This window comes from Paenibacillus sp. PastM-3 (assembly GCF_029893965.1).
In the GTDB taxonomy this organism is placed as follows: Bacteria; Bacillota; Bacilli; order Paenibacillales; family Paenibacillaceae; genus Paenibacillus_AQ.
This window is the reverse complement of record NZ_JARXXP010000017.1, coordinates 20774-35878: the sequence shown is the minus strand read 5'-3', so window position 1 is coordinate 35878 and position 15105 is coordinate 20774. Positions and strand designations below refer to the sequence as shown.

Annotated in this window: 15 protein-coding genes; 11 read left to right on the top strand and 4 right to left on the bottom strand. The window is 54.3% G+C overall.

What is annotated here, in order from left to right:
• The first annotated feature begins 102 nt into the window (after positions 1-102).
• Positions 103-804 carry a DUF1361 domain-containing protein gene (locus M2108_RS21235; RefSeq protein ID WP_277471233.1) on the top strand — a complete coding sequence of 234 codons (702 nt, stop codon included), beginning with the start codon at positions 103-105 and terminating at the stop codon, positions 802-804.
• Here the strand turns inward: M2108_RS21235 and M2108_RS21230 are convergent.
• Positions 780-1121, bottom strand: a complete 342-nt coding sequence (locus M2108_RS21230; RefSeq protein ID WP_068723171.1) for an MGMT family protein — start codon at positions 1119-1121, stop codon at positions 780-782. The genes M2108_RS21235 and M2108_RS21230 overlap by 25 nt on opposite strands.
• Positions 1122-1195: 74 nt before the next feature.
• Here M2108_RS21230 and M2108_RS21225 point away from each other — a divergent pair, with 74 nt between their 5' ends.
• The 10 genes from M2108_RS21225 (at position 1196) to M2108_RS21180 (ending at position 11721) form a co-directional block, all read left to right on the top strand.
• Entirely contained in the window at positions 1196-1708 is a 513-nt protein-coding gene (locus tag M2108_RS21225) for a DUF2569 domain-containing protein (protein WP_277471232.1), read from the top strand.
• Between the two features lie 127 nt (positions 1709-1835).
• Positions 1836-3386, top strand: a complete 1551-nt coding sequence (locus M2108_RS21220; RefSeq protein WP_277471231.1) for a spore germination protein — start codon at positions 1836-1838, stop codon at positions 3384-3386.
• On the top strand, positions 3383-4540 hold the full coding sequence (locus tag M2108_RS21215; protein WP_277471230.1) for a Ger(x)C family spore germination protein: 1158 nt from the start codon (positions 3383-3385) through the stop codon (positions 4538-4540). Before M2108_RS21220 ends, M2108_RS21215 begins: the two co-directional genes overlap by 4 nt.
• A 5-nt stretch (positions 4541-4545) precedes the next feature.
• A complete protein-coding gene (locus tag M2108_RS21210; RefSeq protein WP_277471229.1) occupies positions 4546-4749 on the top strand; it encodes a hypothetical protein in 204 nt (67 codons plus the stop codon).
• A 25-nt stretch (positions 4750-4774) separates the two neighbouring features.
• A complete protein-coding gene (locus tag M2108_RS21205; protein WP_277471228.1) occupies positions 4775-5878 on the top strand; it encodes a GerAB/ArcD/ProY family transporter in 1104 nt (367 codons plus the stop codon).
• Between the two features lie 147 nt (positions 5879-6025).
• Complete coding sequence (locus M2108_RS21200) at positions 6026-6652, top strand: BTB/POZ domain-containing protein (protein ID WP_277471227.1); 627 nt, start codon at positions 6026-6028, stop codon at positions 6650-6652.
• A gap of 37 nt (positions 6653-6689) precedes the next feature.
• Entirely contained in the window at positions 6690-6986 is a 297-nt protein-coding gene (locus M2108_RS21195) for an antibiotic biosynthesis monooxygenase family protein (protein WP_277471226.1), read from the top strand.
• Positions 6987-7001: 15 nt separating this feature from the next.
• Positions 7002-7823, top strand: coding sequence for a phosphotransferase family protein (locus M2108_RS21190; protein WP_277471225.1), 822 nt, complete (start codon positions 7002-7004; stop codon positions 7821-7823).
• Between the two features lie 681 nt (positions 7824-8504).
• Positions 8505-10709 carry an ArnT family glycosyltransferase gene (locus tag M2108_RS21185; protein ID WP_277471224.1) on the top strand — a complete coding sequence of 735 codons (2205 nt, stop codon included), beginning with the start codon at positions 8505-8507 and terminating at the stop codon, positions 10707-10709.
• A gap of 28 nt (positions 10710-10737) precedes the next feature.
• Complete coding sequence (locus tag M2108_RS21180; protein ID WP_277471223.1) at positions 10738-11721, top strand: glycosyltransferase family 2 protein; 984 nt, start codon at positions 10738-10740, stop codon at positions 11719-11721.
• A gap of 124 nt (positions 11722-11845) precedes the next feature.
• Here the strand turns inward: M2108_RS21180 and M2108_RS21175 are convergent, their stop codons facing one another.
• The 3 genes from M2108_RS21175 to M2108_RS21165 all read right to left on the bottom strand — a co-directional run bounded on the left by M2108_RS21175 (position 11846) and on the right by M2108_RS21165 (position 14683).
• A complete protein-coding gene (locus M2108_RS21175; protein ID WP_277471222.1) occupies positions 11846-12412 on the bottom strand; it encodes an FAD-dependent oxidoreductase in 567 nt (188 codons plus the stop codon).
• Between the two features lie 64 nt (positions 12413-12476).
• Complete coding sequence (locus M2108_RS21170; RefSeq protein ID WP_277471221.1) at positions 12477-14000, bottom strand: sensor histidine kinase; 1524 nt, start codon at positions 13998-14000, stop codon at positions 12477-12479.
• Positions 13997-14683, bottom strand: coding sequence for a response regulator transcription factor (locus M2108_RS21165; RefSeq protein ID WP_277471220.1), 687 nt, complete (start codon positions 14681-14683; stop codon positions 13997-13999). The genes M2108_RS21170 and M2108_RS21165 overlap by 4 nt, the downstream gene beginning before the upstream one ends.
• Positions 14684-15105 lie beyond the last annotated feature (422 nt).

The following is a 15105-nucleotide window of genomic DNA, read 5'->3' as shown; positions in this document are numbered from 1 at the left end:
GTCACAGCAAATAAAATATAACAGCCCGGGTGCATCCTAACGCCCGGGCTGTTATATTTAGTATGGTTGTTCCATTCTTACGGATAAGGAGAATATTCCCTGATGAAGGAACTGAATTATACGAAAGTGTTTGTGCTGTTAGCCGGCCTGTCCCTGGCAACTTTAGGGGTGTACCGGGTAGTTTCGCTGCGGACCGATACATACTTTGATTTTTTACTGTGGAACCTTTTTCTGGCCTGGATCCCTTTTGTGTTCTCAAGCGCCGCATATGTACTGGATAAACAGAGATTCAGCAGCATGCTGCTGCTGCCGCTGGGGATCGCCTGGCTGCTGTTTTTTCCGAACGCGCCGTATCTGATGACAGACCTGCTGCATCTGACCGCACGCAAAAGCATCTATATCGTCAGCGGAGAGGTACAGAGCCGGTTCTGGTATGATCTGGTCACCCTGCTGCTGTTCACCTGGAGCGGCTGGCTGACAGGCTTCTTCTCGCTGTACCAGTTTCAGAGTGTCATTTCCCGCAAAAGCAATCTGTTCTTCTCCTGGATTTTTGTACTTGCCGCCTGTGCGCTTGGCGGCTACGGGGTACTTCTCGGCCGGGTCTACCGGCTGAACAGCTGGGATGTGCTGACAGACCGGCACCAGCTGATTCAGCTGGTTAATGACAGCTTAAACCGGCAATCGCTGTTCTTCAGCCTGTTCGTTGCGGTTGTACTGCTAGTCATCTATGCCACGCTGTACTTTTTGCTGAACGGGCTGGTCAGCAGCGGGGGGAGAGGCTACTCAAGAGGAGGCAGGAAATAATCCTCCGGGTCAGCTTCCGGTACGTACAGGTACAGCTCCAGATTGATGGCCCCGTCCGGCTCAAACTCTACGCCCTCGCCCGACAGGTACAGCCTCTGGACCGAACCGGATTCATCATCCAGGGCTATCCTGCCCTTGGCGTTAATGACCCTGTGCCACGGCAGCTTATACTTCCGGCTCATGGAATGCAGAATACGCACGACCTGTCTGGCGGCTCTGGGGCTTCCGGCAGCCTTGGCCACGCCTCCGTAGGTCATAACCTTTCCCTCGGGGATGGCCTGGATGACGGCAATAACGTTTGCTGTAAATGGTGTCATAGGTTCTCCTTACACGTCAGTGGACTTGCCTAACGGATAATATATACCAGATTATAACAGAGGATGTGCTTGTTTTGGGAACACTTATCCCCGGCAAAAAAGGAATGGGGCTGGCACCGGACCATCCGAAAGGGCTTGGCGGCTGGCTGGTGCTTATCCAGATCGGTCTTTATGTTACGTTTATCAGATCGTTTATACTGGTCTACGATTTCTTTACTAACACCCTCGGAAGCGAAGGCTGGTATGCCCTGACTTCCCCTGCTTCGGCAGATTATCATGCATCATGGAAGCTGGTGCTGATTTTTGAGGTGAGCGCGAATATTATTCTGCTGTTAGCTTCTGTTTATCTGCTCACTCTGCTGTACAACAAACGGGCGGTTTTTCCGCGCTGGTTGATTTTTTACTATATCATCGGCCTGCTGCTGCAGATCGTCATCATTGTGCTGGTCGCGGGCATCCCGCAGTCGTCGGAGCTGGCCGCAAGCGGCAATCTGCTGTCGAATATTGCCAGGGGTCTGGTAAACGGCCTCATCTGGACTGCCTACATCTTGCGCTCTAAGAGAGTGCGGAATACCTTTGTTAATTGAACCGGTATAAAAGCCAGTAGAAAGCCGCAGCTGCGGCTTTTTTTGCTGTCCCGACAGACGGATATACGAATAGGACTGCAGGAGGCGGGGGATAATCACATCAAAAGAATAGACAGGAGTGACGGCTGTGACGAAAGCGGGAACTACGGAGGACAGCATGCATTCTGCCGCGAAGATTGATTCATCCCAGCCTGTAAGCCATTCTATGGATGATACGCTGGCGCTGTTCCGGAGGATCTTCCGTAATGACGGCACGCTTAGAATACGGGTGATTGAGAACGACCATGACAAGCACATCCGCTGTGCATTAATCTACGCTGACGGAATGATCGACCGGGAGCTGCTCCAGGACGGGGTAATGAGGCCGGTCATAACCTACGAGTTTCCGGACAGGGACTGTGTGAACCCGGAGAGTCTCATGGAGCTGATCCGCAACCGGGTGATCCATAGCAGCGATGTGACGGTCTCGGTGCAGCTGGATGAGCTGATCGGTGCCGTTGTCGGCGGCAAAACCGTCTTTTTGCTGGATGGTTATGCCGGTTCACTGAATATTAACGCCCAGAGCCGGGAGACCCGTTCAATAGAAGAGCCTATGACCGAAAAAGCGGTGCGCGGTCCCCGGGACGGCTTTAATGAGTCGCTCCTGACCAATCTGACCCTGATCCGCCGCCGGGTGCAAAACTCCGACCTCAAATTTGTTTTTACCGACATTGGAACAAGGACAAAGACCCAGACCTGTATCTGTTATATGGAAAGCCTGGCCTCGCCCGATATTCTGAAGGAGCTGCATGGCCGGCTTGCCCGTGTGGAGATCGACCATCTGCTGGATACAGGCTACCTGGCCGAATTAATCCGCGATGAGCCGTACTCCCCCTTTGAAATGATCGGAAGCACAGAGCGCCCGGATTCCGTTGTCGGCAAAATAATGGAGGGACGCATTGCTGTTCTGATCGACGGAAGCCCGTTCGCCCTGACGCTGCCTTATGTTTTCGTGGAAAACTTCCAGGCCAGCGAGGATTACTATATCAGTTATTTTTTCGCCACGTTTAACCGGCTGCTCAGAGTTCTCGGTGCATTTCTGTCGATCAGTATTCCTGCCGTTTATCTGGCACTGGTCACGTACAGCCAGGAGATGGTGCCGACCCTGCTGCTGCTGAGCATCGCGGCCGCACGTTTGTCTGTGCCGTTTCCCACTGTAGTCGAAGCGGTGCTCATGCTGACGATCTTCGAGATTCTGCGTGAGGCGGGAGCGAGAATCCCCAATTCCATCGGGCAGGCGGTCAGCATCGTAGGCGCACTGGTGCTGGGCCAGGCTGCGGTGGACGCGCGGATCGTCAGCGCACCGATGGTTATTGTTGTAGGGCTGACAGGAATCACAACGCTGCTTAATCCAAGGCTTACCGGGCCTTTGATTATCGTCAGGATTATCCTGCTGCTCAGCGCCTTTCTGTTCGGCCTTTTCGGCTATTTCTTCGGGCTGCTCGGGCTGGTTATCCATCTGATGAGCCTGCGCTCCTTCGGGGTTCCCTACATGCTCGGGGTAGGCTCTATCCGGCCTCAGGACATTAAAGACACCGCAGTGCGTGCACCCTGGTGGGATATGTACCTGCGTCCGGCGGTGATCGGAGCCCGCAATATGAAGCGTAAGTCTGCGCAGCGGAAGCGGGGAAGAAGATGAACAGAACAGCCTTCAGAATAGCCTCTGTCCTGCTTGCCGCAGGGATGCTCTTCAGCCTGACCGGCTGCTGGAACTATTCGGAGATCGATGATATGTCCATTGTGGCCGGCGTAGCCCTTGATAAGAATAAAGCGGATAACAACATCCAGATGACCGTAGAGATGATCGATACGCAGGGCGGGCTGCAGGATAATCAGACCGGATTCAAAATGCTGAGCCTGACCGGCGATACCATCTTCAGTATTGCCCGCAGTATGATTTCGCTGACCGGCCGTAAGCTGTTCTGGAGCCATGCCAAGGCCATTATCATCAGCGAGGAGCTGGCCCGCGAGGGGCTGGTAAAGGTTATTGACTGGTACAGTAGGGATACGGAGACCCGGGCCGATGTATTTATCTTTGTAGCCGGCGAAAAAAATGCCCGTGAGGTGCTTAATCTGAACCAGAAGAATAAGACGATCATGTCCTTTGAGCTGGCGCAGATGATGAAGGATGAGATGTTTACGGGCACGGCGCCGGTCGTGGAAATTTGGGACTTTATCGACAAGCTGGAGACTCCTGGGAAACATGCGATCGCCCCGCTGATAAACATCAGCGAGATGAACGGGCAGAAGAACGGACGTGTTAGCGGGACTGCGGTGTTTGTTGAGGACCGGATGGTCGGCAAGCTGGACGGAACAGAAACCCAATATGCTCTTTTTGTCAAAAATAATGTGAAGGGCGGGGTGCTGACAATAGACAATGAGCGCGGCAGGCCTACCTACTCGCTTGAGATCTTATCAAACCGGACAAAGGTAAAGCCGGTTTGGGAAAACGGTAAGCTGCAGATTGAGGTGCATACGCTCACCCATACCGGGCTTGATGAAGTGATGAGCACAGTTGATCTGACCGGAAATGAGAGCCTTGCGGCCATTGAGAACCGGGCAGGCGCGCAAGTGCAGCGTAACATTCTCTCTGTCATCCGCAAGCTGCAGCGGGATTACCAGGCGGATATTTTCGGCTTTGGCAAGGCAGTGCATGATACTATGCCGCGAAGCTGGCACAAGCTGGAGGAGAGGTGGCCGGAGGCATTCAAGGAGCTGGATGTGAAGGTCACTTCAAAGGTAATCATTCAGAGTACAGCCAAATCTTCGAGAACAATCAAGGTAGGGGATTAATGACCGTGCCCGTATACATTGTACTGATTTACGCGCTGATTGTGTGGATAGACCCTTACGGTCTGCTGAAGCAGGGAAAAAAGCGGGATTTCTACATGTGCTCTGTGCTGTGCCTGATCTCCTTCGTGCTGGCCTTCAGCCTGGCGATGCATTGGGAAATTCCCAGTCCTTCACCGCCGATTGTCCATTTTATCAAACAGTTATTCTAAAGATCCGCAAAAAGGAGGGGTATGCATGGGCAAGGAGATTATACCAGGGGGACAATCCATCAGTATAATCATAATGTTCATCATCGGCAGCTCGCTGTTTATGGGTACTTCAGGCGAATCGGGCAACAGCAGCTGGATTGCGATTATCCTGGCTGTGCTGCTGGCGATCCCTCTGATGCTGATTTATGCGCGGCTCCATACGCTTTTTCCGGGGAAAAATCTGTTTGATATGCTCATTTCCGTCTTCGGGAGAGTCATAGGCCGGGTGTTCTCCTGTTTGTATATCTGGTATACCCTTCACCTGGGCTCACTGGTTCTGCGCAATTTCGGGGAATTCAGTAAGACAGTGGTCTTGACATCCACTCCCATGCTGGCTCCGATGCTGATTATCGGCCTGCTCTGTATCTGGGTGGTGAATGCAGGGATGGAGGTGGTCGGGCGAAGCTCAAAATTTCTGTTGCTGTTCACTTTTACCGTAATTGTTGTTGTCCAGCTGCTCTCTGTCCCCAAGTATGATTATCAGCATTTGAAGCCCCTGCTGCACAGCGGGTGGGGACCCGTATTCTCGGATGTGGCGGGCTCCTTTACGTTTCCATTTGCGGAGATTGTGGTTTTTCTGGGAGCCTTCACGGTTCTTCCGCGAAAAGGTTCGGCGGCACGGGTGCTGATCAGCGGGGTAGTTATTGCAGGAGTGATCATAATCGGCGTCTCTGTGCGGAATCTGCTTGTTCTTGGCCCGGAAATTCTGTCATCGCTCTATTTCCCCTCCTATGTGGCGGTCAGCCGGATCAATGTCGGAGATTTTCTGACCCGGATCGAGGGCTCGTCTGCCATCGTTTTTATAGCCTCGCTGTTTATAAAAACAAGCCTTTGCCTGTATGTAAGCTGCCAGGGCATTACCAGAGTCTTCAACCTGGAGAGCTACCGCTCTGTAGTCCTGCAGATGGGGCTGATTATGGTTTATATGGCGGATTTCATCTATAAGGATATTACGCAGATGCAGTATTTTGCCTACCATATCTATAAATTGTATGCACTTCCCTTTCAGTTGTTGATTCCGCTGCTGCTGTGGATTACCGCCGAAATAACGGCGCGCAGGGCCGGGGACAGGGAGGAGCCTTCACCATGATCATAGCCCCGGATGCCTGGCTTTCCGCTTATCGCCGGCGGGAGGTTTTTTGTTATTTCCAAGCGTTGCTGAAGATCGTTATAATGAGAGACAGAGAAAACGCCTTTGCCGGCGGAGTGAGTTTTACGTTTAACAAGGAGGAAGCTTATGAGTGTTTCGAGTATCATGATGTCCTCCCATTGGGGCAGAGAGGTCAGACATAAGTATGCGGTCCAGGGCTCCAAGGCGCTGGCTGTTGTTTTTCCCGGCCAGAATTATTCAGCCGAACGCTCCCTGCTGGACTATGCAGGCAAGGTGGCTGCTGAGCACGGCTGTGATCTGCTGATTCTGGAATACGGCTATCAGAGCGCCCGGGCGGGATTCAAGCGGGAAGAGCTGGATATTGTCGTAGAGGAATGCAAAGCGGCACTGGGTGCGGTTGCCGAGTACGAGCAGCTGCTGTTCATCAGCAAAAGCATGGGGACCGTCATTGCCGGACGGCTGGCGGCAGAGCTGGGTGTGCAGCAGAAGACGGCTCACCTGTACCTGACTCCCATCGCCGAAACGGTACCCTGGATCCGCAAAAGCCGGGGGAGTGTTATCTATGGCGGCAGCGACCCGATGTTCAGCGGGCAGCATCCTGCCGAAATCAGCGGACTGCCGAATATCAGGGTGTACCGGATTGATGACGCCAATCATGTGCTTGAGGTGGGCAGTGTCAATGAATCGCTGGCGGTGCTGCTGGTGATTATCAATTTTTATCATGAGTTTTTCCGCGATGCACTTGAAGCCTAAGGTTTGTTTATAGTACGGGGTAGAAGGAGGAAGTCAGATGATATTGGAAGCGGCCATGCTGCAGATTAAACCGGGGCTTACCGCGGAGTTTGAAGCCAGCTTCACCAAGGCCTCTCCGCTGATTGCCTCCATTGATGGCTATTTGGGGCATGAGCTCCAGCACTGTCTGGAGGATGACCATAAATATCTGCTGCTTGTAAGGTGGCGGGCACTTGAGGATCATACGGTAGGATTCAGGGAATCAGCCCAGTACCAGGAATGGAAGGCCCTGCTTCACAGATATTACGACCCGTTCCCGGCAGTAGAGCATTTCACCAGTGTGAATCTGGATTAAACGGGAGGAACGGCTATGGAGTATAACCGGCGGGTAGGAGCAGGCCGGACTGCAGAAGTATTCGAGCACGGGGAGAACACGATTGTTAAGCTTTATCTGGAGGATTTTTCTCCGGCGGCAGTGGAGCAGGAATTCAGGGTAAGCTCATATGTGTATAACCAGGGCAGTGTCCGCACTCCCAGGCCTGTCGGGCTGATTGAGGCAGAAGGGCGCAGGGGCATTGTCTTTCAGCAGATTCACGGGCGTTCCCTGCTGGGCCAGATCAGCGGACAGCCCTGGCGTTTGTCCGTGTATGCCAAGCAGCTCGCCGCCCTGCATTATCAGCTGCATCAGCTGGAGGGCAGCCCGGAGCTCAGTCAGCACAAGGAGCAGCTGCACAGACAGATTATAGCCGCCCCCATGCTGACCATGGAGGAGAAAACGGCTGTTCTGGAACATCTGCAGCGGCTGCCTGAAGGCGGCAGGCTGTGTCACGGCGACTTCCACCCTGATAATGTGCTTATTGATGCCGACGGTGCCTGGATTATCGATTGGATGAACGGCATTTCCGGAAATCCTGCGGCGGATGCCGCAAGATCAGTGCTGCTGCTCAGCATGGGGGCGATGCCTCCGGGGAGCTCATTCACCGCACGGATGGTCACCGGCTTCATCAGGCAGAAGCTTACGAAGGTCTATATCCGCGAATACCTCCGCTTGTCGGGCCGCAGCTATGCCGAGATCAATGCCTGGGTGCTGCCAGTAGCGGCAGCGAGGCTAATCGAAGGGGTTCCGGCCGCAGAGAAGGAGCAGCTGGCCAAAGAAATCCGCAGGCGTCTCAGATCCATGCGGAAGTCCTAGCCCTTTTCTGGAGAAGGGTGTTATACCGTACGACTGCAACTGTGTAATGGGAATTATAAGATGATCCAGCTCAGCCAGAGCTTCTGGCTGGCTTTTTTTTTGTGTGAAATCATGAACCACGAACGATGAACGATGAACGATGAACCATGAACCATGAACCATGAACCATGAACCATGAACATGGTTCGCTAACGGACTGAAATGACCTTATTTTCTCTAATAGGGTCATTTTGCTGAACTAACGGACCTCAGTGCTCTTATTTTCTCTCAAGTCCCCTTTTTTGCTCCGAATTCGGGCATATAAGGTCGCTGGTGTCCGTTAGAACGACTAAAGAACGGTTTAGCTGAAAATAAGCGCATTTGAGTCCATTACAGGATGGGGTGTGTGTCTGGCGCGTTAACCTGTAGGGCATCCGCTGTAGCAGGTGATTTGAATTTTTTATGGGGTGGCCGCAAAGTTCCTGAGCCAGCTTCCATAGTAAGGCCCTGCTTTGTGCCCCGGGGATTGACGGGCCCGGGCCCGTAAATGATCTTGTCTCAGCAAAAAAACGTTCAGCAAACATTCAGCCTGGCCTCATTGACGATTAAGGTACGGGTGCAATAATACGACTATGCAATGCTTGACACTGGGGAGAGAGCGCTGCCGAATGAGGTTCTATTGGAAGATGGGAGTGGAACAACTTGAATGATGTTAAAAAAATCGGCTCTGACGTGGTACTGCTGTTTATTCTGCTGCTGGCTGCCTTTCTTTACGGATTCGGGATCTGGAATGATCATTATGTAAATACGTATTACACCACTGCAGTCGGAAGTATGCTGCAGAGCTTCCACAATTTCTTCTTTGCATCGCTGGATTCTGCGGGTTCCGTAACCGTGGATAAGCCGCCGGTGACGTTCTGGATTCAGACGCTCAGCGCCTGGATCTTCGGGCTGCACGGCTGGAGTGTTATTCTGCCTCAAGCCTTGGCCGGCGTAGGCTCGGTACTGCTGGTCTACCTGCTGGTTAAGCCAAGCTTCGGCAAAGCAGCGGCCCGCCTCGCCGCGCTGGCGATGGCTACAACGCCAGTTGCAGCGGCAGTCAGCCGCACGAACAACATTGATGCCATGCTGGTGTTTACCCTGCTGCTGGCAGCCTGGTTTTTGTTCAAAGGGACCAGACAGCATACAACAGGCAGTCTTCTCACCGCCTTCGGACTGATCGGGGTGGCCTTCAACGAGAAGATGCTGCAGGCCTATATGGTTGTGCCGGCTTTTTATCTGTTCTATATTCTGGCCGCCAAGGTCAACTGGAAGAAAAAAACCGGCGTGCTGGCCGCCTGCACCGCAGTACTGCTGATAATTTCGCTCTCCTGGGCGGTTATCGTTGACTCGATTCCTGCGGATAAACGGCCTTATATGGGCAGCAGCGGCACCAACTCGGTGCTGAATCTGGCCTTCGGGTATAACGGGGTATCCCGTCTGACCGGTGACCGCAGCACAGGAGGCGGCAGCGGCATGCCGGGTGGCGGCGGCTTCGGCGGCGGCCAGATGCCGGGCATGAATGGTGAGCTGCCCGCTATGGATGGGGCCGGCGGGCAGGGCAGCCCGGACGGCCAGGGGCAGGGCAGTGACGACGGTGTCCGCGGCCAGCAGGGTACGGATAGCGGAGCGCGCAGCGGTGACGGTGGAGCGGCTTCCCGCGGCCAGCAGGGTACGGGCGCGGAGGACGGCGGCGGAATGCCTCCGGCACAAGGCGGAGGCCAAGGTGCGGAGGAAGGCGGGATGCCGGGAACTCGGCCTGACGGCGGAAGCCGGCAGTTCGGGGGCGCTGACGGCGGCCAGGGCGGCCGGGGCGGCATGAACGGCGGCGGTGGCGGCATGTTCAACACCGGTACCGCCGGTCCGCTGCGGCTGTTCCAGCAGGAGCTGTCCGGACAGGCCAGCTGGCTGCTGCCCTTTGTCTTATTCGGCGTAATCGGCATTTTTGCCAGTCTGCGCCGCAGGCATTTTACGATGCAGCACAAAGAAGCCCTGTTCTGGCTGGCTTGGCTGGTTCCGGCGATCGGATTCTTCAGTATCGCCGGATTCTTCCACCAGTATTATCTGATCATGATGGCGCCGCCGGTTGCGGCGCTGGCCGGAGCAGGCTGGATTAAGCTCTGGCACTACTATAAAGAGCGTTCCGGCTGGCTGTCCTGGCTGCTTCCGGCAGCTGTCCCGGCTACTGCAGCCTTCCAGTGGTACATTATTCGTCCTTATGACAGCACCATCGGCAGCGGCTGGTCAATCGGAGTTCTGGCTGCAGGGCTTGCGGCAGCCTTGCTTCTGATCGTGCTGCGGATTCTAAAAGGCCGGGGGAAGCCAGCCCTTGTCCATGCCGCAGCTGTAGCCGGGCTGCTGGTGCTGCTGATCGGCCCGCTGTACTGGGCGTTTACACCGATCACTTACGGGCTTAACAGTATGACTCCGGCCGCAGGTCCTGACAGCAGTGACAGCGGCGGCTTCGGAGGCGGCGGACGAAATACCAGCACCGGAGTGAACGGGGAGCTGCTGGCTTATCTGAAGGAGCACAATACCGGTGAAGAATATCTATTCGCAGCCATGGATTACGGGACAGCAGGCCCTTATATTATCGACGAAGGTGAAAAAGTAGTTATTCTGAACGGCTTCAACAACTCGGATGTACCTTACACGACTGATACACTGCAGGCACTGGTGGAAAGCGGCAAGGTGAAATATTTCCTCGTTACCAGCGGCGGTATGGGCGGCGGACGGGGCGGCAATTCCGGGATTACAAGCTGGATTACGGAAAATGGCACAGAGGTGCCGTCAGCCGACTGGCAGGGAACCGTGACGGGCGGAGCCGGCGGAACCGGCGGAACCCTGTATGAGGTCCATTTAAACTAAGCATATTTCATTTAAGGAGGAGCTGCCCATGAGTATCAGCGTGCGCTATTCCGTCATTATACCGATGTACAATGAAGAAGCCGTGATTCAGGAAACCTACCGGCGGATCAAAAAAGTAATGGGTACAACAGGCGAGCCCTACGAGCTGCTGTTCGTAAATGACGGCAGTACAGATCATTGTGCACAGATGGTGGAGGAATACAGCTACTGGGACGAGAGTGTGAAGCTGATCGACCTTTCGCGCAATTTCGGGCATCAGATTGCCATTACAGCCGGTATGGACTATTCGCTGGGCGATGCAGTCATCATTATTGATGCCGATTTGCAGGACCCGCCGGAACTGATTCTGACGATGATCGAGGAATGGAAAAAAGGCTACGAGGTCGTATATGCCAAGCGCATTAAGCGCAACGGGGAATCCTTATTCAAAAAATGGACGGCCAGCGCCTTTTACCGGATCCTCCGCTATTCCACCGACATCTCTATCCCGGTTGACACGGGCGACTTCCGGCTGATTGACCGCAAGGTATGCGAAGAGCTGAAACGGCTGCCGGAGAAAAACCGGTTTGTCCGCGGCCTGGTCAGTTGGGTCGGCTTCCGTCAGAAGGCGATAGAATATGAGCGGGATGAGCGGCTGGCCGGTGAGACCAAATATCCGCTGAAGCGTATGATCAAGTTGTCGCTGGACGGCATCACCTCTTTTTCATACAAGCCGCTGAAGCTGGCAGGTTATCTCGGAGGGCTGCTGTCAGCCAGCGGATTTCTGTACCTTATGTATGTTCTGTACCTGGCGCTATTTACGGATGAGGCCGTTAAAGGCTGGGCGTCAATGATCGGTATTACCTTAACCTTCAACGGGTTCGTGCTGATCATGCTGGGGATTCTCGGTGAGTATGTAGGCCGGATTTATGATGAGACCAAGGGCCGCCCGCTGTATATTGTGCAGGATTTCTATGAAGGCAGGGCGCAGCAGGCTGTTCAGGAGCCCAGAGTAGCCCAGCTTAACAAGTGAACAGGGAGAGGGATCTCTCCGGTACGCAAAAAGCTATCCCGGCAGATATGGCCTCAGGCCAATCCACCGGGATAGCTTTTTTGCTGCTCTGAATTACTGAGCCGTATAGGCTTGCCTCGTAACACTAAGCCTTCAGCAAATCGTGGTCCACATATCTTGCTCCGTTCAGCTCGCTGATGATGTTGATGGCGACCTTGGCACCGTCACCGGCAGTGATGACGGCGTGTACACTGACACCGGCAACTGTTCCGGCGGCCCAGATGCCGTCGACATTGGTTTTGCCCTCTGCGTTAACGGCCACTACGGTTTTGATTCTTGGCTCAGTGCCGTCCTTCGTTTCTACTCCTGCTTTGGCGGCAAGGTCAGTCAGAACGCCGGTTGCCAGGATAACATGCTTCGCTTCGTAAGTAGCACCGCTTTCGGTTTCAATCGTAATGCCTTCGCCGCCGGCTGTAAGGTTAATGGCCTGATCGGCAACCAGCTCTGCTCCAAATTTGACAGCCTGCTTCTGGCCGGTTTCAACCAGGTCGGGACCGCCGATTTCGGCAATGCCATAATAGTTCTCATACCAGCCTCTGCGGGTCATGCCTTTGTCATTGTCAATCAACAGCGTTTTTTTGCCCGCCTTGGCAGTGAACAGGGCGGCGCTTGCACCGGCGGGGCCGGCTCCGATAACAGCAACTTCATACATAGCGTTAACCTCCTGAAAGTTAAGTATGCTTACTATTATAACGTTAATTACGGCTTATAAGCTACTAGCCTGCCAGACAAGGCAACGTGATTCTGAAGGTAGTTCCTTTACCGGGTACGCTCTCTGCGCTGATCTCTCCGCCGTGCGCTTCTGCAAGCGATTTGGTGATGGATAGACCAAGCCCTGATCCGCCGTATTTGCGCGTGCGCGAGGAGTCGCTCCGGTAGAAGCGGTCGAAGACATGCGGCAGATGCTCGGCTGAAATGCCGGAGCCGTTGTCGCTCACCGTCAGCTCCGCATCATTGCCCCGGGCGTGTAGGGCAATATGAATAGTCCCATGTTCGTTATCCGTATGCTGTACGGCATTATGGAACAGGTTGAGCACCACCTGCTTGATTTTGTCAGGGTCATAGCTTCCGCGGATACCGTATGAAAAATCGAAGGTGACCCGGCGGCTGCCCGCCAGTACCAGCAGTTGCGGCCGCATCTCCTCGATAATCTCTGCCAGCCGTAGCTCTTTGACCCTGAGCTGCGGTGCCCCGTCCATCCGGGCCAGCAGCAGCAGATCCTCCACCAGCTTGTTGATGCGCCTGGATTCCCCGTGCATGCTGTTCAGCGCATTGTACAGCTGCTCTTTATTGTCCGCAGCCCCGCGCAGCAGCACCTCCAGGAAGCCGTGGATCGAGGTGAGCGGGGTGCGCAGCTCATGTGAGGCGTCGGCGGCGAACCGCCGCATCTGCTCCTTGGCCTCGCGCTCACCCCGGAAGGAGATTTCCAGCCGCTCCAGCATTCCGTTGAAGGAATGGGAGAGCTTGTCGATCTCCATCTGTCCTTGATTAACCGGGAAGCGGACATCCAGATTACCGGCATCTATGCGCTGGGCGGCTTCGCCCATATTGGACAGCGGTACGAGCGTCTTGCGCAGGGCGGGCAGATAGAGGAGCAAGCCGGCCAGGAGGGCGGCTACGGCCAGCGCGGCAAAAATCATCAGCTGCTGCAGGATCACATCCTTCAGCGGTCCCGTCTCCACACTCATCTGCAGCAGAATTTTGTTCCCGCCGGGCCGGCCCAGATCCATGAAGACGGCCAGATGCTGGCTGCCGTCCGAGGCTGTGATGAGCCGGTAGCTTCCAGTCGCCTTCTCAGTCGTGTGGGTAAGCAGCTCATTATACTGATCATCAGTCAGCCGCGGGGCAGCTGAGTCGGACAAGGTATCCTTCTGCAGATCCGTAAAGGTACCGTCCGCGCTGTATGCGGCAATGGTCGTATGCGCATCCAGCAGCAGCGGGCGTCCTCCCTCGCCATTGCGCTGGCTTGACGGGCTGTTGCCCGGCATACCGCCTATGTTCCCGTTCATGGGATTCGTAAAATCGCCGTATATAAGCCGGTAAAAAAAATCACGCGGCACAGACCGCAGTTGGGTCTCCATCGTTTCCGCCCGGTTGCTGTAAATAAAGTTGCGCATCAGCACATACTGCAGCACACCGATGAGCAGCAGCAGGCCTGAAAGAATAAGCAGCGAGGTTGCCAGCAGCTGCTTGCGCAGGGAACGCGGGGCGTGCAGCCTCTGCAGGAGGCGGGGTATCATAGCAGATCCACCCGGTATCCAGCACCGCGCAGGGTGCGGATAATCCGGTGCTCCTTATCGCCGAGCTTCTCGCGGAGGGAGCGGATATAGACCTCGACGATATTTTCCTCGCCGCCGAAGTCATAGCCCCATACCTTATCCAGAATCATCGGTTTGCTCAGCACCAGGCCGTGGTTAATCACCAGGTACTGCAGCAGCTCATATTCAGTCGGGGAGAGCTCAAGCACCTCGTCCCTGAACCGGATTTCCTTGCGTCTGCCGTCGATCCGGAACGGGCCGCAGCGGACTTCGCCGAGCAGACCGGGGAACTGGTTGCGCAGCCGTGCCTGTATCCGGGCCAGCAGCTCATCGAAGGCGAACGGCTTAACCATGTAATCATCTGCGCCGATGGACAGGCCCTTAACCCGGTCATCGACCTCGTCCTTGGCCGTCAGCATAATGACGGCAATTTCCGTTTCTTCCGAACGGAGATAACGGCACACCTCGAACCCGTCCATCCCGGGCATCATCACATCAAGAATCGCCACATGCGGCTTGAAATCCGCGGCTATGGCGATGGCACTTGCGCCATCAGGTGCGGTTTTTACTTCAAAGCCTTCATTGCAGAGTCCCAGTTCCAGAAACTGGAGTATATGAGGCTCGTCGTCAACGAGCAGGAGGCGTACGCCCTGGGTTGCTTTCATCATCATTTCCTCCATTTACAATAAGAGATAGCTATATTATGACACATGAGGTTGAACGTTTGCTGAATAACTCTGCCAATTCGATTCGAAAATGTCGTTCATGGTTAATCATAATGGTTAATCTATGTATACAGGCTGTAATGTGAATTTTTGAAGGGGATTAGCGGGAGTTTTAACTTTTTTAGGGTGTAAAAAGGGTTTTGACGGCGGGCCTAGAACACTTTACAATAAGGATACCCTAACCGGAGGATTAGAGAAATTTCCAGCGTTCCGGCAACGTGATACATATCCTTTTGTTTTCCCCGTTCGTCATCTTATCAACTATCCTATCAGGCGCCTTTCTTTTCATTTTACTTCTTTAGGTACACTTCTTTTTGGAATCTGATTCACTTAAACCTCATTTATTTCATGTTTTATTACCC